Annotated in this window: 18 protein-coding genes and 2 pseudogenes; 17 read left to right on the plus strand and 3 right to left on the minus strand. The window is 67.9% G+C overall.

Translation table 11 applies throughout. From position 1 onward, the window contains the following. Nucleotides 1-352 precede the first annotated feature (352 nt). The 3 genes from K7C20_RS28115 to K7C20_RS28125 all read left to right on the plus strand — a co-directional run bounded on the left by K7C20_RS28115 (nt 353) and on the right by K7C20_RS28125 (nt 4531). Nucleotides 353-1915: a PTS ascorbate transporter subunit IIC gene (locus tag K7C20_RS28115; protein WP_053210448.1), complete on the plus strand. Its 1563-nt coding sequence runs from the start codon at nt 353-355 to the stop codon at nt 1913-1915. 851 nt (nt 1916-2766) lie between these two features. Then, a complete protein-coding gene (locus K7C20_RS28120) occupies nt 2767-3708 on the plus strand; it encodes an ABC transporter ATP-binding protein (RefSeq protein ID WP_048828834.1) in 942 nt (313 codons plus the stop codon). Continuing rightward, nucleotides 3668-4531 carry an ABC transporter permease gene (locus tag K7C20_RS28125; RefSeq protein ID WP_030076861.1) on the plus strand — a complete coding sequence of 288 codons (864 nt, stop codon included), beginning with the start codon at nt 3668-3670 and terminating at the stop codon, nt 4529-4531. The genes K7C20_RS28120 and K7C20_RS28125 overlap by 41 nt, the downstream gene beginning before the upstream one ends. 4 nt (nt 4532-4535) lie before the next feature. On the opposite strand, the pseudogene K7C20_RS28130 reads toward K7C20_RS28125, so the two are convergent. Then, a pseudogene (locus K7C20_RS28130) lies at nt 4536-4772 on the minus strand (IS5/IS1182 family transposase); the annotation flags it as partial. Between the two features lie 590 nt (nt 4773-5362). On the opposite strand from K7C20_RS28130, the gene K7C20_RS28135 reads away from it, so the two are divergent. From K7C20_RS28135 to K7C20_RS28170, 9 genes and pseudogenes are all read left to right on the plus strand, one after another. Beyond that, nucleotides 5363-6793, plus strand: coding sequence for a DUF2079 domain-containing protein (locus tag K7C20_RS28135; RefSeq protein ID WP_048828833.1), 1431 nt, complete (start codon nt 5363-5365; stop codon nt 6791-6793). A 333-nt stretch (nt 6794-7126) separates the two neighbouring features. Next, nucleotides 7127-7504, plus strand: coding sequence for a hypothetical protein (locus K7C20_RS28140; protein WP_030076857.1), 378 nt, complete (start codon nt 7127-7129; stop codon nt 7502-7504). A gap of 315 nt (nt 7505-7819) precedes the next feature. Then, a pseudogene (locus K7C20_RS38470) lies at nt 7820-7903 on the plus strand (GNAT family N-acetyltransferase); the annotation flags it as partial. Nucleotides 7904-8608: 705 nt separating this feature from the next. Beyond that, nucleotides 8609-9376, plus strand: a complete 768-nt coding sequence (locus tag K7C20_RS28145; protein WP_030076854.1) for an iron-containing redox enzyme family protein — start codon at nt 8609-8611, stop codon at nt 9374-9376. 24 nt (nt 9377-9400) lie between these two features. Further along, nucleotides 9401-10681 carry a pyridoxal phosphate-dependent aminotransferase gene (locus K7C20_RS28150; protein WP_030076853.1) on the plus strand — a complete coding sequence of 427 codons (1281 nt, stop codon included), beginning with the start codon at nt 9401-9403 and terminating at the stop codon, nt 10679-10681. A gap of 13 nt (nt 10682-10694) precedes the next feature. Beyond that, nucleotides 10695-12476 carry an FAD/NAD(P)-binding protein gene (locus K7C20_RS28155; RefSeq protein WP_030076852.1) on the plus strand — a complete coding sequence of 594 codons (1782 nt, stop codon included), beginning with the start codon at nt 10695-10697 and terminating at the stop codon, nt 12474-12476. Between the two features lie 3 nt (nt 12477-12479). Then, entirely contained in the window at nt 12480-13007 is a 528-nt protein-coding gene (locus K7C20_RS28160) for a cupin domain-containing protein (RefSeq protein WP_030076851.1), read from the plus strand. Next, nucleotides 13004-13774 carry a sulfite exporter TauE/SafE family protein gene (locus K7C20_RS28165; protein WP_209443852.1) on the plus strand — a complete coding sequence of 257 codons (771 nt, stop codon included), beginning with the start codon at nt 13004-13006 and terminating at the stop codon, nt 13772-13774. The genes K7C20_RS28160 and K7C20_RS28165 overlap by 4 nt, the downstream gene beginning before the upstream one ends. A gap of 32 nt (nt 13775-13806) precedes the next feature. Beyond that, entirely contained in the window at nt 13807-14427 is a 621-nt protein-coding gene (locus tag K7C20_RS28170) for an O-methyltransferase (RefSeq protein WP_048828831.1), read from the plus strand. A gap of 531 nt (nt 14428-14958) precedes the next feature. Here the strand turns inward: K7C20_RS28170 and K7C20_RS28175 are convergent. Next, complete coding sequence (locus K7C20_RS28175) at nt 14959-15219, minus strand: hypothetical protein (RefSeq protein WP_030076845.1); 261 nt, start codon at nt 15217-15219, stop codon at nt 14959-14961. Nucleotides 15220-15928: 709 nt separating this feature from the next. Next, nucleotides 15929-17086, minus strand: coding sequence for a magnesium and cobalt transport protein CorA (locus tag K7C20_RS28180; protein WP_030076843.1), 1158 nt, complete (start codon nt 17084-17086; stop codon nt 15929-15931). A gap of 220 nt (nt 17087-17306) precedes the next feature. On the opposite strand from K7C20_RS28180, the gene K7C20_RS28185 reads away from it, so the two are divergent. The 5 genes from K7C20_RS28185 (at nt 17307) to K7C20_RS28205 (ending at nt 22059) form a co-directional block, all read left to right on the plus strand. Next, nucleotides 17307-17696 (plus strand): cell division protein SepF, encoded by a 390-nt coding sequence (locus K7C20_RS28185; protein WP_030076841.1) that lies wholly within the window; start codon nt 17307-17309, stop codon nt 17694-17696. Between the two features lie 55 nt (nt 17697-17751). Beyond that, nucleotides 17752-19248 (plus strand): hypothetical protein, encoded by a 1497-nt coding sequence (locus K7C20_RS28190; RefSeq protein ID WP_030076839.1) that lies wholly within the window; start codon nt 17752-17754, stop codon nt 19246-19248. Then, the gene (locus K7C20_RS28195; RefSeq protein WP_030076838.1) at nt 19245-19604 is read left to right on the plus strand and encodes a nucleotide pyrophosphohydrolase; all 360 of its coding nucleotides are present in this window, start codon (nt 19245-19247) and stop codon (nt 19602-19604) included. Before K7C20_RS28190 ends, K7C20_RS28195 begins: the two co-directional genes overlap by 4 nt. A 453-nt stretch (nt 19605-20057) precedes the next feature. Further along, nucleotides 20058-20513 carry a DUF6099 family protein gene (locus K7C20_RS28200; RefSeq protein ID WP_030076837.1) on the plus strand — a complete coding sequence of 152 codons (456 nt, stop codon included), beginning with the start codon at nt 20058-20060 and terminating at the stop codon, nt 20511-20513. 622 nt (nt 20514-21135) lie between these two features. Next, entirely contained in the window at nt 21136-22059 is a 924-nt protein-coding gene (locus tag K7C20_RS28205) for an LLM class F420-dependent oxidoreductase (RefSeq protein WP_030076836.1), read from the plus strand. Nucleotides 22060-22131 lie beyond the last annotated feature (72 nt).

Below are 22131 nucleotides of genomic sequence, written 5' to 3' on the forward strand. Positions count from 1 at the left end.
GACCGGTGTCCGGGACCGGCCGCTCATGCTGGTCCCCGAGACCGGCCGCGCATGGATGGCCACCGAGATACGACGTCTGGCCCATGCCGACCGGGTAACCAAGGCCGAGGCGCGGCACCCGGAACGCACGCCCGCCATACGGCACCTGAACTACGACGCCGGACGGACCACGCGGACGTATCGCAGGCGACATGCAATGCCTGACACGCCACGTCTGACACGCCACGTCTGACACGCCACGTCTGACACGCCACGCCTGACGTACAGCGCCTGACCTGAAACGCCTGACATACGACGCCTGACACCCACCACGCCCCATCCCAGCGTCAGAGCCGGAGGACGGACAGCCACCATGGACTGGCTCATATCCCTCGCCACGTTTCTCGTGAACGAGATCCTCAGCCAACCCGCGTATCTGATCGGCCTGATCACGGCGGCGGGCCTGATCGCGCTGAAGAAGACCGCAGGTCAAGTGGTCGGCGGTGCCATCAAGGCGACGCTCGGCTTTCTGCTGATCGGCGCCGGAGCGGGGCTGGTGGTCAGCTCCCTCGCCCCGCTGGGCGGCATGATCCAGGGCGCGACCGGCGCGCACGGTGTGATCCCGACCAACGAGGCCATCGTCGGGATCGCCCAGGCGCAGTTCGGCGCCCGAGTCGCCTGGCTGATGATCCTCGGCTTTGCGGTCGCCCTGATACTGGCCCGCTTCACACCCCTGCGGTACGTCTTCCTCACCGGCCATCACATGCTCTTCATGGCCACCCTGCTGACCATGGTCCTGGCGACCTCCGGCCGGTCCTCGGTGAGTGTGGTGGTCGTCGGCGGACTGCTGCTGGGCATTCTGCTGGTGGCGATGCCGGCCTTCGCGCATCCGTGGACCAAGCGCATCACGGGAAACAACAGCATCGCCATCGGCCACTTCGGCACCGCCGGGTACATCGTCGCGGGCGCCACCGGGCAACTCGTCGGCAAGCGCAGCCGCAGCACCGAGGACATGAAGCTGCCCGAGGGCCTGCGCTTTCTGCGGGACTCGATGGTCGCCACGGCGCTGTCCATGGTGCTGATCCACGTCACCATGTCGCTGGTCTATCTGGCCCGGGCGGGCCGGGCGACGGCGTTCAAGGCGTTCGCGGCCGACGGCGGCAGCGCGGCCGGGGACCTCGGCAACTACGTCATGCAGTCCGTCATGCAAGGTCTGCAGTTCGGGATCGCGGTAGCGGTGATCCTCTTCGGCGTCCGTACGATCCTGGGCGAACTGGTCCCGGCGTTCCAGGGCATCGCCGGCAAGCTCGTACCGGGCGCGGTGCCGTCCCTCGACGCCCCGATCGTCTTCCCGTACGCACAGAACGCCGTGCTCATCGGCTTTCTCGCCAGCTTCGTCGGCGGCCTGGTCAGCCTCGCTCTGCTCACCTGGGTGGGCCACCCGGCGCTCGGCCTCGCGCTGGTCCTGCCGGGGCTGGTACCGCACTTCTTCACGGGTGGCGCGGCCGGCGTCTACGGCAATGCCACCGGCGGCCGACGCGGTGCGGTCGTCGGCGCCTTCCTGAACGGTGTGCTGATCACGTTCCTGCCCGCGCTGCTGCTCAAGGTGCTCGGTGCGTTCGGCAAGGAGAACACCACGTTCGGCGACGCCGACTTCGGCTGGTTCGGCACCCTGATCGGCAACGCCGCCAAGGCGGGCGCCACCGGCGGCAGCATCCTGATGCTGGCCCTCGGCGCCGTGCTCCTGGGCGGCGCGATCCTCTTCCAGAAGCGGGTCGTGGACACCGGCTGGGACCCGGGTGCCCGCCGCGATGCCTTCCTGCCGCGCACGGCTGCGGCGGCCTCCGAAACGGACCCGGAGCCGACCCGGGACCACGCGAAGATCGCGCCGCCGGCCGGGGCGCCGACGCCGCCACCGCCTCCCGAAGGGAGCTGAGCCGGTCCGTGCCGGGCGCAAGCCCCCCGTGCGCACGGCTCGTAAGGCTCGTACGGCCCGGCTTCCGGCTGGGCCGTTCGGATGCCCCGTGCCGCGCGCGTCCCGGCCACTGCCTCTCACTCAGAACTAAAATCGGACCATGGCTGTAGGGGAGTTCCCCGACTCGCCGGCCGGTGTGCCGGCAGGTGTCCGGCGGCTGATCCGCCGCCGGCCGCGGGCCGCCCTGACCGCCCAACGGCCGCGCGGCGCCGAGGTGGAACTCCTCCCGGCGATCACGGCCCGGCCGCCCGGGATCCGGGTGCCGGCCGCGGTGCGAGAGCGCTGTCCCGCGGGCGGGAAGGAGCGTGGTCCGGCGGGCGAGAGGGAGCGCTGTCCCGTAGCCAAGAGGGTGTGCTGGCCCGTGGGCGGGAGAGAGCGCTGTCCCATGGGCCGTTCGGTCTCCACCGTGGGCGGCCAGTTCAGCCGGGCCGGTGATCCGCGCCGGGAGAGCGCACCCGACGACCATCAGTCCAGGTCGTGCGGCGGCCCGATGCCGACAGGGCCCTTCCGGCGCCGCGCGGGCTTGCCCACACCCTGCACGAGGAGGCGGCGGGCCCATGACCACCGACGATGAAGGAAGGCCGCGACGGGTGAACGGCCCCGCCGCCGGGCCGGCGGGCGGTCCGCCCCCAGCGGATGCCCCGTCCCCTGACGCCACCGGTACGGACGTGACCGCCCCTGGCCCACACGCGACCGCTTCCGGCCCACACGTGACCGCTTCATGCCCACAGGCGAGTGCCACCGGCCCGGACGCGACCGCTCCCGGCCCCCACACGAGTGCCACCGGCCCGGACGCGACCGCCCCCGACGCCGTGACCTGCCGGGCCCTGCGCTACGCCTTCGGTGAGACCAGGGCCGTGGACGGCGTCGATCTCTCCGTCCGCCCGGGTGAGGTCTTCGGCCTGCTCGGCCCCAACGGGGCGGGCAAGACCACCGCGATCCGCTGTATCACCACCCTCCTGCCCGTCCCGGCCGGCATGGTGCGGGTCTTCGGGCACGACGCGGCGAAGGAGCGGATGGCGGTGCGCCGGCTGCTGGGATACGTGCCGCAGCAGCTGTCCGCGGACGCCGGACTGACCGGCCGCGAGAACGTCACACTGTTCGCCCGGGTCTTCGACGTCTCCCGTCGCGAGCGCGCCGCACGCGTCACCCAGGCACTGGAGGCGGTCGGCCTCACCGACGCGGCCGGGCGCCTCGCCGGCACGTACTCCGGCGGCATGATCCGCCGCCTCGAACTCGCTCAGGCGCTGGTCAGCGCGCCCCGCCTGCTGATGCTCGACGAGCCGACGATCGGCCTCGACCCGATCGCCCGCACCAGCGTCTGGGAACACATCAATGCCGTACGGGCCGCCACCGGCATGACCGTGCTGGTGACCACGCACTACATGGACGAGGCCGACCAGTACTGCGACCGCCTCGCCCTGATGCACCGCGGCCGGATCCGCGCCCTGGGCACCCCCGACGAACTCCGCTCCGCCCTGCGCGCCCGCCGTCGCGCGGCCCTGACCTCGCCCACCCCGCACCCGGCACCCGGCCCCTCAGGCACCCCCACCCCCGAACAGGCTGCCGCCCCCTCATCGGCCTCCTCCCTCTCCACCCCCTCCTCTCCCTCATCGGCCCCATCGCCCTCGTCCGATGCCGTGCCGACGCTGGAGGAAGTTTTCCGGGACGTCGCCGGCAGCGGCCTCGACGAGCAGTCAGGAGACTTCCGCGATGTCCGAAGCACCCGCCGCACCGCAAAGCGAGTCGGCTGACCCGGCCACCGGGCCCGGACGGCTGGACCTGCTGCTGGTTCCGCCGCGCGCCCGCACCGGCTGGCGGGTGCTGCCCGCCAGAGTCGTCGCGATGTGCGTGGTCGAACTGCAAAAGCTGCGCCACGACCGGACCGAGCTCTACACCCGCGCCGTCCAGCCCGCCCTGTGGCTCCTGGTCTTCGGCGAGACCTTCACCCGCATCAAGGCCATCCCGACCGGCGGCACCCCGTACATCGACTATCTGGCGCCCGGCATCATCGCCCAGTCGGCCATGTTCATCGCGATCTTCTACGGCATCATGATCATCTGGGAACGGGACGCCGGCATCCTCACCAAGCTGCTGGTCACGCCGACCCCGCGCTCCGCCCTGATCGCCGGCAAGGCCTTCGCCTCCGGGGTGAAAGCGCTGATCCAGGCCGTCGTGGTGATCGTCATCGCCGCGCTGCTCGGCGTGGCCATGACGTGGAACCCGCTGCGGCTGCTCGGCGTCGGCGTCGCCGTGGTCCTCGGCTCGGCCTTCTTCTCCTGTCTGTCCATGACGATCGCCGGGATCGTGCTCACCCGCGACCGCCTGATGGGCATCGGCCAGGCCATCACCATGCCGCTCTTCTTCGCCTCCAACGCGCTCTATCCGGTGGCGATCATGCCCGGCTGGCTCCAGACGGTCAGCAGGATCAACCCCCTGAGTTACCAGGTCGATGCCCTCCGCGGCCTCCTCCTGGGCACCCACGCCCATCTGGCCCTGGACTACACCGTCCTGGTGGTGGCCGCCGTACTGGGCATCGTCGCGGCCTCCTCACTCCTGGGCCGCCTCGCCCGCTGACACTCACCGGGCCGGTGCCCGGGTAGCCGCCGTCGGCGATCGTCATGGTGCTTCCGACGGCGGCCTTGGTTCCGGATTCCTCCCATGCCTGGCAATCGGCTCGGACGCCGGGAGCCGGTCGGCCGACCACAACGACCATGCGGCTCTCTGCCTCGATGACCACCTGGTGGTCGGCGGAGTATCGGCGGTTCTTTGACTGCACGGCGACCACGCGGTCGTGACTGGGCACCAGGGTGCCGTCACGATCAGCACGGTGCCCGTCAGCGCGGTGCCCGTCAGCGCGGTGACCAAGCTGCCGAAGCGGCGCGGGCTCAGCCCAGTGGACACCGACCCGCCCACCTGCCGTACCTGCCCCCTGCCCCACCTGCCGTACCTGGCCCCCTGCCCCACCCCCGCTGAGGCCGGAGAGCAATTGCGGGACAGCCCTTGGTTCTCACTACGCACGGATAAGCGCGCACTGCCCTCGTCTCTTGGAACTCACCTTCCAGGACCCGGCGTTACACTCACGCGGGATGCGTTCCTGCGGTCGTATCGCCGTCCGGACCGGCAGGGGTGGGAGTGAATTCTGCCGCTATCCGGCTCGGATCCGGCCCGGTCCGGCCCGGCGTCACGGAAGGCCGTCGGAAGGTCTGCCTGCCCGGCTGCCCTCCGGCTCTCCGCCGCGGGCAGTACACCGTGTTGGTATTTCCGAGTCACGAGTCGATGACGGTTGGTGCGAAAGTGGAAACGGTGGAGCGGATAAGGGGAACGTGGTTCAACCGAATACCCTCGGACCGCCACCTCTCGGACTTCGGTGCCGCATTCAGGAAGCGCCTGCCCGGCCCACGAGCCATGGGCTGGACACTGACCGCGGTATTTTTTGTGGTGTACACCCTGGTGTCTGTTCTTCGGAACGCCCGTATGCTCAACGCCGGGTACGACCTGGGGATATTCGAGCAGGCGATCCGTGCCTATGCGCACGGCCAGGCTCCGATCGTGGAGCTCAAGGGCCCGGGTTTCCATCTCCTCGGTGACCACTTCCACCCCATCCTGGCGCTCATCGCCCCTATTTACCGGATTTTCCCCAGTGCCGTCACGCTGCTCGTGGTGCAGGCCGCGCTGATGGCGTTGGCCTGTTTTCCGCTCACCCGCTGGGCGCACCGGGCCGTCGGGCCGCTCACCGGCCTTGCGGTGGGCTGCGGGCTGGGCGCCTCGTGGGGCCTCGCCGCGGGAGTCACCAAGGACTTCCATGAAATCTGTTTCGCGGTCCCGCTTCTCGCTTTCAGCGTCACCGCGCTCGCTCAGCGGCGCTGGTGGGCGGCGACGGCCTGGGCGCTCCCACTGCTTTTGGTGAAAGAGGACCTCGGACTCACCCTTGCCGCAATCGGTGGCTATATCGCCTGGCAGGGACTACGCGAGCGGCGTCAACAACCCACGGCGCGACGAGGATTCCCGTTCCTGCTCGGCATCGTGGTCGCTCTTCTCGGCGTGTTGGGCACGGCGGTGGAGATTCTCGTTCTGCTGCCCGCCATGAATCCCCGCGGCGGTTTCGACTACTGGCATCAGATGCCGGGTGAGGCATCGCCGTCCGGAAGCTTCGCCGGCCTCGCGTCCGCCGGGTTGCACCTGTTGTGGCCGCCGATGAAATGGCTGCTGCTGTTCATGCTGGCCGCACCCACCGCATTCTTCGGCCTGCGTTCCCCGTTGACGCTGCTGTGCGTGCCCACCCTCGCGTGGCGGCTGCTGGCCGGCAACGAGCATTACTGGCAGCCGAATTTCCATTACAACGCGATCCTGATGCCGATCGTATTCGCCGGGCTCATCGATGTGCTGCACCGACGGCCGGATGTGGTACCGCCCCACAGACGCCGGAAGGTCCTGGCGTTCTCCGCGGTTTTCACCGCGGTCACGGCCGCGGTCTATCCGCTCCACGACCTCGTCCTCCCCTCGGCCTGGCGGACCCCGGCCCATGTCCGCACGGCGGAGCGCCTGCTGGCCCGCATTCCCGACGGGGACACCGTCGCCTCCTCGAACCGGCTGGCCCCGATGCTGACCGGACGTGCCACGGTCAGCCTGGTCTGCTTCGGCACCGGCCCCGACCCCGCCGCACCGACCGCCCTCCCCGCCGACCCGCCGCGCTGGGTGGTCTCGGACCGCCACGATCCGACCGTAAAAACCCCCTGCCCGGTGGCCCAGACGCACCGCATGCTGCGCCTCTACCGCGCCCACGGATATGTCCAGGCCGCCGAGGAGGACGGCATCACCCTTCTGCGCAGGCCGTAACGTCCGCGCAGGCCCCTCCGAGGTTGCTACCGGCGCTCTCCGGTGAGCACGACGGGCCGCCGGAAACCGACCTCACCCACGCTTAGAACGAGTGGCGCAGCCGTCAGGCCGTCCGGGTCGGGCTGTTCGTGTAGGGGCACTGCTGCCCGGCGATCACCCCGATTACCACAGGCCCAGGCACTTCGGCCCCCGATTTCGGCCCAGACCGAATAGATGGTGCGGCCCCGGCGCCCCGGGCAAACTGCCTGACGCGACGGCGGTACAGCCCCTCGTGCCGCATACGGCCGGGGGCTATACGGGACGTCGCGCCACCAGATCACTAGGGGGAACATCATGCGAAAGTTCACCAAGGCCGCCGCCGCTCTGGCGCTTGCCGCCGGCGCCCTGACCACGGTCAGCGCCACCAGCGCCAACGCGGCCCAGGCCGCGGGCAGTCTGCACGGCTGCCCGTCGGGCGCCGTCTGCGTCTACCCGCAGAACGCCGGCTGGAATGGCGACCGCCCGTCGCTCGCCTTCTACAGCTACGGCGCCCACAACCTCAAAAACCAGGTCGGGCAGCACTACGTCCTGAACAACCAGACCGGGGGCGCGACGGCTCGCACCTGCACGGGCTACAACGGCACGGGGGACTGCCAGGGCTACCTGCAGCCCGGCTACTACGTGGACAAGAACCTGACGCCGATCAACTCGATTCTCCTCGTCCGGCCGTAGTAACAGCTGGATACGCACCTCGGTTCACTCGGGCCGGCCCCCGCCAGGGGCCTGGCCCGAGTGGCGTTTCGCCTGTGGAAAGCCGCCCCACGCCGGTCGGGGGGAAGCGAGGGTCGGGAAGGCACGGTCCCGCTGGGGCCCTCATGGCTCTCGACGAGCACGCGATCACCGGCGTTCGCGCTGCCCGGATCTTCAGGCCCAGCCGCTTGCGGGGCATTCGCCTGGCTTCGAGCGTCTTCAGCGACACCGGCGACTCGTCCGCCTGGCAACAGAGTTGACGCCCCGGTGGACTCGGGTCTCCTGCTGCGATGTCGGCTGCGGTTCGCACTCGAGCACGGGTTCGTCGAGACCGAGCGGTACCTACTGCCGGGCGACCGCATCCCCTGGATCGACCTGAGAGACGATCTCTTGGGACCGGACTGCATACTTCAAGCCGACTATGACTTCCGGTCATGCAGCACCGGTGGCCCCAGGAGTTCACCGTCATGTCATGACCTGTACCCGGCGTTCCGGAGTCTCAGAGGGCGGTTCTTTCCTGGGGCAGCGCTGCCCCAGCCGCCACTGCCGCACCATCGTGGCCATCCGTTACCCCGTACCGACGTTCCCGCCGGAGTAACGGAACCGTGACCATGGGTAGTGTTCCGGCGCGCGACAAGTGGCCGGTAAAGACTGTCCCCGAATCAACCTTTTAGGCAATCATGGAGCACGACCGAACGCCGGGGTGGTCATCGTGGCTCACCTGGAGGGTGGATATAGATTCAGTAATTCTCCTGCCTTCATCAGGGGAGAGGTCTGTAGCTTTCTTCGGTCCTGTCCGATTCCGGGTCCCAGCTCTTCGCGGCGCAGTGCGGTGCGCGGGGGGAGTGAGTGACTCTCTCGTCCGCAGGAAACAACCTTCCTCGGGCCCGAACATTCTCATGGTGCGAGGTGCGTGAATTCGCAGGCGAACTCTCGCGGTTCGCCGGCAGGGCCGCCACGATGGCTCGTGATAGTGATCAAGCGCAATCGATGACGTCGTAAGGCATCTATCCAGTGGATCGGTGCGTCAATTTTGACCATCTTATTGACCGCGATCCACACCTGTGTGAACTGGGGTGAAGCAAGATGACGACAAGCACGGCAACTGCACTTCACGAGCAAGTCACGTCGCTCATGGACGAGCTGGACCGGCACCCGGTCTACGACAACGAGTACTTCAAGTTCCTGCAGAACTCGCCCTGGAACAGCGCCACCTACGAATTCCACCGGGCGAACTTCTTCCAGCGCACCGAGGGCACGGTCAAAGGCATCGCCCACGTGTGTGCGCAGGCGGCGGCCAACGACGACCGGGACACGCTGGTCCTGTTCTCCTACATTCTCAACGAGGAAGCCGGGAACGGCGAGGCCGCCCATTGCCATGAAGTGTTGATGGAAAACGCCCACAACTTACACGGCGAAATCGAGTTCGGGCTGGCGCCGTTACTCGTGAAGGACGCGCGCAACAGCGACCTGGTCATCCCGGAGACGTTCGCCTACCGCGAGCGCACCCGTGAGCTGCTGGGGGCCAACTACCACCGCATGCTGGGCGTCGCGATGGCCCTGGAGTCCCATGCCGACAGGATGCTGCAGGTCTGCCGTACGGCGTTCCGCAACAGCAACAACAAGCAGGCGGCATCCGAGTTCGTCGACAACGTCGAGATCTACTTCAACGTCCACGTCGGCGATGAGGGCGTCGAGGAACGCCATGCCGCCGATGCGAAGAAGTGCGTCCAGAACAACTGCCGCACCGACGCCGACGTCGCCGAGATCGCCTACGGCGCGAACGAGACACTGAAGATACAACAGGAAATGTGGAACGCGATGCACAAGGCCGTCCGCGAGTTGAATTCCTAGCGGGGAGAGGTGACTCGGCCGACCGTGCAGAAAAATCGTGGCATTTCCGATGCCGTCCTGAGCATTCCAGAATCGGTGACTCACGGAACCGCGGCGAAGATCGTCGCGCTCAACAAGGTACTCCCCGAGGACGATCAGATCATCGACCTCAGCATCGGCGCGCTGGACACACCGACCGATCCCCGGATCGACCGAGGTGTGATCGAGTTCGTGGAGAAGCAATCCGACACGATCCATGCGTTTGCGCCCATCAAAGGATTTCCGTTCCTGTTGGAGTCCGTGGCCGCGCGTGTGGCTCGCCTCCATGGAATTGCGTACGACCCGAACCGTGAAATCATGGTCACACCGGGCGGTGTGAAGGGTTCGATTTCGGTAATCTTCCATGCGTTGCTGAACCCGGGCGACGAAGTCGTGATCCCCGTGCCCAACTGGCCGCACTACTCGGACATGGTGCGGCTGCACGAAGCCATCCCGAAGACCGTCCTGGTCACGGCGCACGACGGCCTTACGGCGCCGGCTCTTGAGGGAGCGCTCTCGGAGCAAACGAAGATTGTCGTGCTCGGCGACTGCATCAACCCGACGGGCAAGGTCTATTCGACCGAGGAATTGTCGGCGCTGGCCGATGTCGTCGCCCGACACAATGTGCGGCGCGAGTCCCGCGGCGAGAGCCCGGCCTATGTCCTGTTCGACTCTCCCTACGAGGCCCATATCGTGGGGGCCCGCGCCAAGACATTTGCCGCCATCGACGTTCCGCTCCCCGACGGCAGCCGCTGCTCCATGCGGCCGTGGACGCTGTCAGTGACCGGACCGGGCAAGACGTACGGCATGCACGGCGATCGGGTCGGTTACCTCTGCGGGCCGCCCGACATCGTGGACGCGGCGGCGCGCGCCCAGGTCAACCTCACCTCGTTCGCGTCCACTTACGGGCAGGTCGCTACGCACGTCGCCTTGCAGCCGGAAATGGACGAGGTGGCGGCCGCCAGGGCGAAGGCCGCGCGCACCAATCTCCAGACCATGCTGCGCGAGCTCGAAGCCATCCCCTCGTTGAAGATCAGCCCCGCCCAAGGGGGCTACTTCCTCTTCGTCGACTTTTCGAGCTACGCCGACGCCTACCAGAAGCAGGGCTACAGCACCGCCGATCAGTTTCTGCTGGACGAGGCGAAGGTCGCCACGATCTGCGGCAGCCATTTCGCGGAGGGCCATTTCCTGAACCACCTCGTGCGGATCAATTGCGGCCGGACGGGTGCGCTCGTGAGCAAGGCCGGCATACGTATCAGGCGCGCCCTCACACGCTTGGAGTCCTGACCTGAACGCCAAGATGAGGGGAAGCATCACGTACTGCATCATCGGCACAGGCTTCGCAGGCACCTGCGCGTTGTGGCATGTGGTGCAACGACTCACCGATCCACGCCGCAGGCCCTCGCTCTCCCCCTCGGCCGTCACGATCGTCACGGTGGAGCGGGGGCCGGTGAACGGGCCGGGGTATCCCTACGCGAAGGACAACGTCCAGCTTGCGCATCGGTGCAACAACGAGGCGAGCACCATGGGGATCCACGGCAATGATTTCGTCGACTGGCTGGCCGAGAGCAAACCATGGCTCATCCGGGATTACCCGGAGATGGTCCTGGAGACCGACCCCGGTGTCGAGCTCGGTGAATGGCAGCCCGACAACGGCGGGTTCTATCCGCGTGCGTTGTTCGGCCTGTATCTCGAAAAGCGGTTCCAGGAAGCCGTCGAGCGAGCCCGTGCACATGGCATCGACGCTCAGCAGTACGTGCGTCACGAGGCCGTCGACGGCTACGCAACGGAGCAGGGTTTCGCCCTCTCCCTCCGTAGCCTCGATACCGGTCACGAGTTCACCGTGGACGGGATCGACCGCGTCCTGCTGAGCACCGGGCACTGGCAGTCCAAGGCGACCGACCCGCTTTCCGGAGAGAGTGGATACGTCACGTCGCCCTATCCACCGGACGCGGTGAAAGCCGCCGTCGCGGAACGCATCCGGTCGCGACGCGCACGCGACGAGCGGCCCCGTGTGTTCGTTCAGGGGATGGGCCCGAGCGGCATCGACGCCATCATGACCTTGTGCGGTGACGGCGAGTTCACGTACACCGACGACGGTCACATCGCGTCGTACCAGCAGCCGGCGGTGCAGGCCGGCGAAGAGCCGTTGCACATCGTCGCCGGATCGCGCTGCGGGTTCTTCTCTCCCGTCCGGGGGCCACTCGCACCGTACGAGCCCGACCATCTCACGGAGGAGCACCTCGCGGAGATCCGGCGCGATCACCAAGGACATCTGAAGATCGAGCGCATTCTGGAGCTCTTGGACAAGGACCTGCGCCAGGCAACTGCCGGGGCGGTGGGCTGGAACGACATCAAAAACCCCCGCTATCACTCCGCCAAGGAAAAGCTCGCGAGCGATCTCCGGGACTCGTACACCGGAAACCTCGTCTACACCATTGCCTTGAAAGCGCGGAGGATGCGCTTCTACAACCAGCTCGAACCGTCTGACAAGGCAACGTACGACCGTCTGCTCGATACCCACTTCATTCGGACGGCCGTGCCGATGCCGTCCGCAAACGCGGAAAAGCTCCTCGCTCTGATGGACGCCGGAATACTGACGACCGTGAAGCAGGGCTATGACGCGCCGCACACAGCAGTGGGGGAGGACGGTGATTTCCGGATCACCTACCGGTCCGACGAGGGCGGGCAGTCGACCTTGCGGGCAGACTGCGTGATCCGTGCCAGCGGGCAGGACTTCCGCATGGAGAATCATCCGTCACCGCTGGTGCAGAACCTTCTGCGGCGAGGCGAGATCGTCCCGCATGAGGAAGGGGGATACGTCACGGGCGGCATCGCGCTCGACGCCCGCGGCGGGTATCGGGTGATGAAGCGGGCGGGCGGCGGGTGTGTTCCGTCGCCGCATCTCACCTCCTACGGATCGCCCGTCAGGTTTTGGCAGCACGAACACAATTTCGCCGGCGCATTCGTCGAGGCGGCCGAGTGGGTTGCCGGCGAGTGGCTCGACGTGGCGGCGGCCGCAACCGCACGCCCCGTTGCCGTCGACGGTCCCGGGTTGGTCACCAGCGAGACAGGGAGTTGAGCAATGGAGATGAAAGAGTTCCATTATCAGGACGGCCTGCGGGTCAGCCTTTTCAATCTCGACCACAAGGCTGTCCCCTATCACTTCCATAATGAAGTGTCCGATATGATGTATTGCTCACGGGGTCAGATCACGATCGAGCTGCCCGATACGGACGAGGTATTCACCGTCCACCCGGATCAGGTGTTCCAGGTTCCCCACCCGAGCAAGCACAGGTTCGTCAACGGAGCACCAGTCGGAACGCCCTCACGCTACGTGCTCCTACAGATCGGCGATTTCGACATCAACTTCGTCCCGGCCGCCAAGGACATTGCGGGGCAGTTCGCCGAGCGCGCCGCGACGCATGTCACGGGCGGTGCCGTCTACATCGAGGATCGCAAGGGCGACATCATCAAACTCGCCGATCACTTCGAACAGGAGAAGCCCGAGGTCCTGGACTCGGAGGAGCAGGCTGACGTCGTAGCGGCACTGCGGTGCTTCGCCTCCCGTGGGTTGGAGACAGCGCACCCGCGGAGTGGCCGCAACTCTTGACCGACACGGCACTGCTCTCCTTCGACGTGGCCACCGTGACGTTGATTGTCCTGACGTTCTTCGCGGGTGGGTTGATCAAGGGTTTGACCGGCCTCGGCCTGCCGCCCGTCGTCCTCGGAATTCTCGCTGCGACGGTCGGGATCCACCCCGCGAAGGCGCTGATACTCATACCGACGTTTCTGACCAACGTCCTTCAGGCGTCGCGCGGTGGTCACGGCCGGGAAGCCGTTCGCCTCACATGGCCGTTTCTGCTGGCGGCCACGGTCTTCACCGTCTCGGGTGCGTTCACACTGAGCTACTTCCGGGCAGACGTGATGTCCGCCTTGCTCGGCTTGGGGCTCGCGGTGTACGGGTTGCTCGGGCTGTTCAAGCTCCGGGTGAACATCAGAGACAGATGGTGGCACCACCCCGCGGGTGTGGTCTTCGGAGCCACCAACGGCTTCCTCACCGGAATGACCGGCTCGTCAGCCGTCCCAGGAGTCTTCTACCTGCAGTCCATTGGGCTGCTGCGCGACCAACTGGTGCAGAGCATGGGGATCCTCTTCACGCTCTCCACCGTTGGCCTGGCATGGTCGCTGCGGACGCAAGACCTGCTCAGCATGAATCTGGGCGTCATGTCGGCCGCCGCCTTGGTCCCGGCGTTTCTCGGGATGTCGGTCGGCAACCGGATTCGCCGGAGGATCTCCGAGGAAAAGTTCCGCACAGTACTCTGTATCGCCCTGTTGCTCCTGGGCCTGTACGTCGCGATACAGAGTCTGGCCGGCTGATGAGGCTTCATGAAGCAAGGAGAGGAAAGCGCATGGAAGACGCTCTCGCCGAACTACTGCATGAGTTGGAGGAATTCGGCAGTACCAACGACGCGGCGACGGACGACCGAAGCCGGAAGATGCTGAACATCACGCACGACACCGGTGTGTTCCTCGCGTTACTTGTCAAGGCATCCAAGGCCCAGAAAGTGCTGGAGATCGGGACGTCGAACGGCTACTCGACGTTGTGGCTCGCCGACGCCGTGGGCGAGGACGGCTCGGTCACCACCATCGAACAGGCGCCTCACAAGCGCGCGATGGCTGAGCGGAACTTTCAGCGCGCCGGGCTCCGCCCCCGCATTCAGCAGATCGAGGACGAGGCCGGCCGGTTCATCGCGACGTGCGATGCGGGCGCGTACGACTTCATTTTTCTGGACAGCGACCGCGGACAGTACGCCGACTGGTGGCCCTCGCTCCAGCGGATCCTCGCGGACGGCCGGCTGCTCGTGGTCGACAATGCGATCTCCCACGCCCACCAGCTGGAAGACTTCAACCGGCTGGTCGCGGCCTCGGACGGCTACCTCAGCTCCCTTTCCCCGATCGGCAAAGGCGAGTTGGTGATCCTGAAAGAGGACACGGAACGGGCCCTGGTACAAGAGACTCTCCCCAGCTAAATGCTGGGCTTCCACTGAGGGGGCCGGGCCGGCGTACTGGCGGGTGCGGCGCGCGGCCTGGACGCTCTGCTCCAGGGCGGCCATGAGGTCGACGGCAGGCTGCGGCGTCGGCAGCTCCGGCACTTCGCATCGCATGATCTTGGCAGCCACCCTGGCAGCCACCAGTTGCTCCAGCGTGTGCCCGCATTCGTCCTCCAGCTGCTGCATCTCGACCCCGGTGAGTTCGCACAGGAGCAGCTCGGCGAGCTGCAGCTCCCGGTCGGTGACGGGTGCCGACGGGCCCAGGCCTCCGGGCTCGCGCACCTCGTCGCGCCACAGCAGGATCTGCAGCATGATCGCCCCGTGCCGGGGGCCGCAGCACCGCGAGTCGCAGGTCCCGGGCGACGTAGCAGGACTCGCTGTGCCGCCCCTGACACCGAACGTGCCCGACTGCCAGGGGAGGCGCCCGGCGGTGCCTCCGGCGGCATGAGGGTGCCCGGGACAGAGAATCCCGGGCACCGGCGTGCTTGGACGGCCATGAGGCGACGGTCGTCAGTAGCCGCCAAGGCCAATGATGACTACGTAACCACCAAGGCCATAACCGTAGTCGTCGTAGTCGTCGTAGTCGCCGTAACCACGGCCATGGTCGTGGTAGTAGCCCCAGTCATGCCCGTCGTCGTGGCTGGAGTAGCTGACCGGTGCGTGTGTCGGGGTGGCGGACGCCGTTCCGGCGGTGGCAACCGCGGCGCCACCTGCCAGCAGGAGGCCTCCTGCGGTCAGAGCGATGGCTCGTGTCAAACGATTGGTGGACATAGGTCCACACCTTCTTCAGGCTAGGGATCTTGCGCCCCGCCACCCGGCGATGAGTCCCCCGCAGGGGGCCGGGAGGTTCGGGAGCTGCCCCTGGGTAAACCGACTCCTGGCGGTCACGCCACAGGCAGGGTGGGGCATGTCGCATATGTACCTCTTACGCAAACTTTACACCCGTACCGAAGCGCCCCCAAGATGCGGTACGGAAAAGTGGGTGTAAGTGGGTGTGAGTGGGTGTAACGGGCAAGGAAGTGTAGGAAGGGTCGCGTCGAGCTGCCCCAGCCGTTGATCGTCCCGGCAGCGATGTGCAGGGAAGGCTGATCCGCAGCCGCGCGAGGTCGCGCACCACCGAGCCCGGTTATCCGCCGGCACGGTGTGTTCCCGCCTCCTCGTACCACTGGGCGCCCCGGTAGCCGTCAGCCATGACGCCGAACTGCCCGACGTGGTGGCGGACAAGGCGTGGCTCCTCCCTGCCGGGAGGGAGCGGCCGGTGCCCCAGCGGTCCGTGTGACCGTCGGTGCTCAGCAGGTCAACGGCTCGGGAAACGTTCTTCTGCGCTATCCGGCGGGGGTAGGCGTCTGTCACGCGCTCGCGGCCGCACTCTTCGTCCCGACACTCGGACGAGGCTGGCTCCGATGCGTCGCCGGAGCCAGCGCCAGCGCCAGCGATCTGGACTGCACTGCATCACGGGACCTCGTCTCATGACGGTTGCTCAGAGCCAGTCCCGCCGCTTGAAGATGAGGTACAGACTGGTGCACACCATCGCCATCAGGACGATGGCGAAGGGGTATCCGAGCACCCAGTGCAACTCCGGCATGCTGTCGAAGTTCATGCCGTAGATGGTCCCCACCAGGGTGGGCGCGAACAGGATCGCCGCCCAGGAGGAGATCTTCTTGATCTCCTCGTTCTGTTCGAAGCCCGCCTCGGCCAGGGCCCGCATTTCGGCGTTCTGCTGTTGGTTCACCAGTGTCGCGTTGACGGTGAGGATGTCCTGGAGCGCCTGCCGGAAGCCGTCCACGCGGTCCGTGGTGTGCAGTACGTGGTCGGCCACGTCGCGCAGATAGCGGCGAAGTTCCTCGTCGATGGCGTACTTCTCGAAGCCCGCGGTCAGGCTCTCCAGCATGCCGTTCAGCGGGCGGGTGGCGCGCTGGAATTCCACGACCTCGCGGGAGAGTTCGTAGATGCGGCGGGAGACCCGGGGGTCGCCGCCGAACACCTCGGTCTCGATCTCGTCGATGTCGTTCTGGACGCCGGCGACGACCGGTTCGTAGCCGTCGACGACGGCGTCGAGGATGGCGTAGAGGACGGCTTCGGGGCCGCGCTTGAGGAGTTCGGGGGTGTTCTCCATGCGCCTGCGTACGGCCGTGAGGTCGGGGGCGCCGCCGTGCCGCACGGTGATCACGAAGTCGCGGCCGACGAAGATATGCAGCTCGCCGAAGTCGACCTCCTCCGGGTCGTCGAGGTAGCGCGCGGCGCGCAGGACGACGAAGAGGGTGCCACCGTAGCGCTCCAGCTTGGGCCGCTGATGGGCCTCCAGGGCGTCCTCGACGGCGAGCGGGTGGAGGTCGAACTCCGAGGCGAGAGTGAGGAGTTCGTCGCGGCTGGGGCGGTGCAGGCCGATCCAGGCGAGGGTGTCGGAGGTGGCGCGCTGCTGCCGGAAGGCCTCGGCGAGCGTGTCATGGGTGCTGACGCGGCGTCCGTCACGGTAGAGCACGGCGTTGATGACGCTGCTGGCGGTTTCAGCCGGTGGCTCCGCCGTGTCGGAGTCCTCCGTGGCCTCGGCGGGCGGGGGCCCGGCGGGCCGCTTCTTGGCGGGCTTGCGCAGGCCGCGCAGACCACGCGGCCGCCGGCCGGGAGGCTCAGAGCCCACGACAGCACCAACCTCCGTCACAGTAGGGATGAACAGGCACACAGAATCTCGACGGAGGATATCTGCCGCGGATGTCGGAACAGGTCAGCGGCCATGGTGCAGGATGGAACGGGGCGTGGCGCGGTGTGTGTCGCGTCCGCCGAGCTTTGTATGTTTATCTCTAGAATTGTGCGATGCAGATACCGCAGACAGCCAGCGCTCTCCCGGGTGAGGTGATTCGGTGAACGGCCCCGATGCCACCGACGAGCAGTGGGAAGGGCTGGCCGAGGTCGTCCCGCTCCGCGGCAGCAGTGAATGGCCTTCCTGGCCCGACCACCGTGCCCTGCCCGAGGAGGAGCCGGCGGAGGAGGCGCGGAGGTTCATCGTCATCCGCGTCCAGACCTTCGCGGACGCCCGTGAGGTCGCCGAGTACTTGATGGCGCAGATCCCGGTCCTGCTGGACCTCAGCAGCGCCGACAGTGATGTCGCCAAGCGCATCCTGGACTTCTCCAGCGGAGTCGTCTTCGGGCTCGGCAGCGGGATGCACCGCGTCGACACCAATGTCTTCCTGCTGGCGCCGGTCGGCACCGAGGTTGCGGAAGAGGCGGTCGGAACTGTCCCCCGTTCGTAGGAAGAGCTGTTAGGCGTAACGGTTCTCCGGGTGGGGTGCTGCATAGCGTCCCTGCATGAATTCCGACAGTGTGCGACCGGCGGTCACGGAGTTACGGCTGTCCGCCTTCAAGTCCCATCGCGGCGTCACCCTGCCGCTCACCCCGCTCACCCTGCTGAGCGGCGGGAGCGGAAGCGGCAAGACCAGTGCGCTTCAGGCGTACGAGATTCTCGCCAGGCTCGGCAGCGGGGAGTCGCTCGCACGGGCAGTGGGTGAGGTGGCGGGCAGCCCGACGGCATGTGTGCCGGCCGGGGCGCGTCCCGACGAACAGGGGCGCCGCGGTTTCCGTATCGGGTGCACGGTCGACGGCCCGGCCGGCCCCGTCAACCTCGATCTCGCCGTACAGGCCGAGCCGGAACTGCGCATCGTCGGTGAGCGGTTGACCGGCGGCGGCGAGACCCTGCTGACCACCGCGCTCACCGACCCCACGCGCCCCGCGGTCCAGGCTGCCTGGCATACCGCGGGCGCGACTCCGGTAACCCGCGCACCGCTGCCCGACGACCGGCTCGGCACTTCGCTGCTGCCGTTGCGCGTCGCGGGCAAGACAGCGGGACAGCGGCTGGTGCTGGCCGCGGCGGAACAGGTCGTGGTCGCGCTGCGGTCGGCGTTCGTGTGCGACCCGAGGCCGGAGGTCATGCGCGGATCGAGGACGGGCGGCATGGGTGCCGCGGCCGGTGAGGGTGGCGGAACTGGTTCGGACGGTGGGGGTGGTGCGGGGCGTGCTGCCGGGGCGCGGGGGAACGCCCGAGGAGGAGGCTCGGGGGCCGGGCGCGGGAAACCGGTGAGCGGCCCGGGGAAAGCGGGAGGGCCCGGCGGGGCGGGGGTGGCAGGAGGAGCTGCCGGTGCCTGGGGTGCGGGGCGCAAGGGGAGCGGAGGCGCCGGCGGGGCGGGCGGCTGGGGTCGCGAGGCGGGGGAGCAGCGCGACGAGGAGCGGTTGCGGTCGGCCTGCGACAATCTGCCCGCGGTGCTGCACCGCACGAGCCGGGAGTGTGCCCGGCGGCATGCGGTGCTGGTCGCGTCCGTACGGGAGGCATGTGCCGGCCCCGTCGAGGGGCTGCGTGCGGTGCCGCGGCAGCCCGGCGAGGCGGGAGAAGTGGTTGTTGCCGGTCCTGGGGTGGTGGGACGCGGTGGTCCGGCAGGTCCGCAGGCCGGGGCGGCGGCAGCGGGTGCGGCGGGCGTGCGCGCCGTCCTTGACCGCGGTGAACTGGGGGAGCTGCCCGTCGAGCAGCTCGGCGATGGTGAGCTGAGATTCGTCGCGCTGGCGCTGGTGCTGCTCACCGGGCCGGGCGTGCTGGCCATGGACCCGGTCGGGGAGGTCCCGTCGGCCCATCAGCAGATGACGGTGATGGCGGACGGGATGGATCGCTGTATGGACCGCAGGCAGGCACGCGAGCTGGTGTCGCTGGCCGTACGGATGGCCGAGCGCGGGCATGTGCGGCTGCTGGGGACGGTGCGTGACCCCGCGGTCGCCGAGGGGCTGCCCGGCGTACAGGTGCTACACCTAGAGGCATGAGCGAGGATCTTCATGCGCTACAGCGACGCCTGGCCGAGTTCGCGGCCGCGCGGGACTGGCAGCAGTACCACACGCCCAAGAACCTGGCCGCGGCGCTCAGCGTCGAGGCCGCTGAACTCGTCGAGATCTTCCAGTGGTTGACGCCGGAGGAGTCGGCGAAGGTGATGTCCGACCCGCGGAAGGGCGGCCGGGTCGAGGACGAGGTCGCGGACGTACTGGCGTATCTGCTGCAGTTCTGTGAGGCGCTGGGGATCGACGCGCTGGCGGCGCTCGCCGCGAAGATCGAGCGCAATGAGTCGCGCTTCCCGGCGGTCCGCTCGGCGCGGCCCGACCGGCCGCGGGAGGGCGAGGAGTAGGGGCGAGGGATGTAGGGGCGGGCGGGGTCGGCGGGGGCCGGTGGGGCGGGGGCGTCGGTCTCCGCCCCGGCGCTCTGGCGGGGCGGAGACCGACGCCTTCCGGTTTCCGGCTTCGCTGTACTGCTTCGTTGCCCGCTTCCGGCGTCCTCGTCGGGGATTCCCGTGCCGTGCTTCTTGCCGTGTCTATCGGCCGTCGGCGTTTCCTTTGGTGCCCCCTTCGGGCGTTTCACGTGACTTGTGCAGGGGGTGTGGCGGGTGGGGGTGTTGTGGCCCGAGGGGGTGGAGCGGGGGTGCGGGCGCGCTTTGTCACTCTATGGAGTCATGGATCTTTCCACATCGCCTTGCTTGTCCACAGATTTGCGAATTCCCCTGGCTTTTTTGGGTGTTCGCTCTCACTCTGGGTAGTGGAAAGAGTGCAGGGTGCATGCGAATGATGAGGGAAGGAGGGAGCGGATGGACGCGGTGCGGATCATTGCAGCCAGTCGGCGCGGTCTGGCGGAGGCGCACACAGTGCAGGGAGTGATCGTCGAGGCATGGCAGGCGCAGGCCTTGGCGGAGGCGGTCGGCAGCCATCTCGCGATATTCGGGCCGTACGAAGTGCGGTCCAGAGCGCGAGGGCTGGGCGACGCGGGCGGGCGGTTCAGCGGGGGACTGCTGTGCCCGGCATCGGTCACCGGTGGACTGCGGGCGGCTCAGCTGTCTGAAGTACGCGATGTCAAAGAGGCGTTAACCGGCCTGTGCCGGTTGCTGCGAGAAGTGTGCGAAGCGCTGGTGGGCGTGGTGCTGCTCGCCGACGAGGAGGGGATGTACTGGACGTGCGTCGAGGCGATGGACACGGTCGACGAATCGAGAGATCGCGTGGCCGGAATACTGGAGAGGCTGGAGGTGCGCGACCGGAACCCCGCCTGAAGTAAAGAGAACGCCGACTCGACCGCCTCCGCGCGGCATGTATGCGCCTGGCGGTGCCTCACCGACCGCGGGCACCGGGGAGTTCACGCCCGACACCCACACCCGCCCTCACGCCCCCGCGTCGGGCCACGCCACGCCCCCACGCGCGCTCGCCGCCATGCTGCTTCCCCGCTGCGGTTGGCCCGCCTCGTCTGGCACCGGCCACGCCATCGCTACGCCACTGCCACCCCACCCTCACTGCCCAGGCCACTGCCACGCCCCCTGCCCAGGCCACGCCCACTGTCCAGGCCACTGCCACCCAGGTCACTGCCGCCCCCTGCTTACCTCGCCCATGTCGCGGCGTCCGGCGTCCGGTCCGGCGTCCGGTCCGGCGTCCGGCCTCCGGTCCGGCGTCCGGCCTCCGGCGTCCGGCGTAGGCGATCGGCCTCGGCGTTCGGCGTCCGTGTCGCCCGCACCGGCCCAGCCGCTCACTGTTCCCCGCCGCGCCTCCCGTCGTCACTGCGTGCGCCGTCCACGCGGGCAGGGACGACCGACCCGATCTGACCCGTCCCGATCTGACCCGACCCAGTGCATCGATGTGCCTCTGACGATTGGTTCGCCGTTCGGCGTGCAGGATGGAGGTATGGAGCTACGCATCTTCACCGAGCCCCAGCAAGGGGCTTCCTACGACACCCTTCTGAAGGTCGCCAAAGCTACCGAGGACCTTGGATTCGATGCTTTCTTCCGCTCGGACCACTATCTCCGTATGGGCAATGTCGACGGACTGCCCGGTCCGACGGATGCCTGGATCACCCTCGCGGGCCTGGCCCGTGAGACCGAGCGCATCCGGCTCGGGACGCTCATGACGGCAGGCACCTTCCGGCTGCCGGGTGTGCTGGCCATCCAGGTGGCGCAGGTCGACCAGATGTCCGGCGGCCGGGTCGAACTCGGTCTCGGTGCGGGCTGGTTCGAGGAGGAGCACAAGGCATACGGCATTCCGTTCCCCAAGGAGAAGTTCGCGCGGCTGGAAGAGCAGCTGGCGATCGTCACCGGCCTGTGGGCCACCGAGGCAGGAAGGGAGTTCACCTACGACGGGACCTACTACCAGCTGGAGCGTTCGCCCGCGCTGCCCAAGCCCGTCCAGGGCAAGGTGCCGGTGCTGATCGGCGGACACGGCGCGACGCGCACGCCGCGGCTGGCGGCACAGTACGCCGATGAGTTCAACATCCCCTTCGCCTCGCTCGAAGACAGTGAGCGCCAGTTCGGACGGGTGCGGGCGGCCGCTGAAGCCGCCGGGCGGAAGGGCGATGAGCTGGTGTACTCCAACGCCCTCGTGGCCTGTGTCGGCAGGGACGATGCCGAGGTCGCGCGACGGGCCGCGGCCATCGGGCGCAACGTGGACGAACTCAAGGCCAACGGCCTGGCGGGCTCACCCGCCGAGGTCGTCGACAAGATCGGGCGCTACGCCGCCATCGGTGCGTCCCGCGTCTACCTCCAGATGCTGGACCTGGATGATCTGGACCACCTCGAGCTGATCTCGGCGCAGGTGCAGTCGCAGCTGGGCTGACGTCCGAGCTGACGTCCGAGCTGATGTCCGGGCTGACGTCCGGCGGCGCTGCCGGAAAAGCGGTGTGGATCG

Source organism: Streptomyces decoyicus (assembly GCF_019880305.1).
Lineage (GTDB): Bacteria > Actinomycetota > Actinomycetes > Streptomycetales > Streptomycetaceae > Streptomyces > Streptomyces decoyicus.

Coding starts and splice junctions, on each gene's coding strand:
- K7C20_RS28175 (WP_030076845.1), bottom strand. CDS start 15,219: ATGTCCACCAATCGTTTGACACGAGCCATCGCTCTGACCGCAGGAGGC.
- K7C20_RS28135 (WP_048828833.1), top strand. CDS start 5,363: ATGGGCTGGACACTGACCGCGGTATTTTTTGTGGTGTACACCCTGGTG.
- K7C20_RS28115 (WP_053210448.1), top strand. CDS start 353: ATGGACTGGCTCATATCCCTCGCCACGTTTCTCGTGAACGAGATCCTC.
- K7C20_RS28170 (WP_048828831.1), top strand. CDS start 13,807: ATGGAAGACGCTCTCGCCGAACTACTGCATGAGTTGGAGGAATTCGGC.
- K7C20_RS28145 (WP_030076854.1), top strand. CDS start 8,609: ATGACGACAAGCACGGCAACTGCACTTCACGAGCAAGTCACGTCGCTC.
- K7C20_RS28200 (WP_030076837.1), top strand. CDS start 20,058: ATGGACGCGGTGCGGATCATTGCAGCCAGTCGGCGCGGTCTGGCGGAG.
- K7C20_RS28125 (WP_030076861.1), top strand. CDS start 3,668: ATGTCCGAAGCACCCGCCGCACCGCAAAGCGAGTCGGCTGACCCGGCC.
- K7C20_RS28190 (WP_030076839.1), top strand. CDS start 17,752: ATGAATTCCGACAGTGTGCGACCGGCGGTCACGGAGTTACGGCTGTCC.
- K7C20_RS28160 (WP_030076851.1), top strand. CDS start 12,480: ATGGAGATGAAAGAGTTCCATTATCAGGACGGCCTGCGGGTCAGCCTT.
- K7C20_RS28155 (WP_030076852.1), top strand. CDS start 10,695: ATGAGGGGAAGCATCACGTACTGCATCATCGGCACAGGCTTCGCAGGC.
- K7C20_RS28205 (WP_030076836.1), top strand. CDS start 21,136: ATGGAGCTACGCATCTTCACCGAGCCCCAGCAAGGGGCTTCCTACGAC.
- K7C20_RS28195 (WP_030076838.1), top strand. CDS start 19,245: ATGAGCGAGGATCTTCATGCGCTACAGCGACGCCTGGCCGAGTTCGCG.
- K7C20_RS28140 (WP_030076857.1), top strand. CDS start 7,127: ATGCGAAAGTTCACCAAGGCCGCCGCCGCTCTGGCGCTTGCCGCCGGC.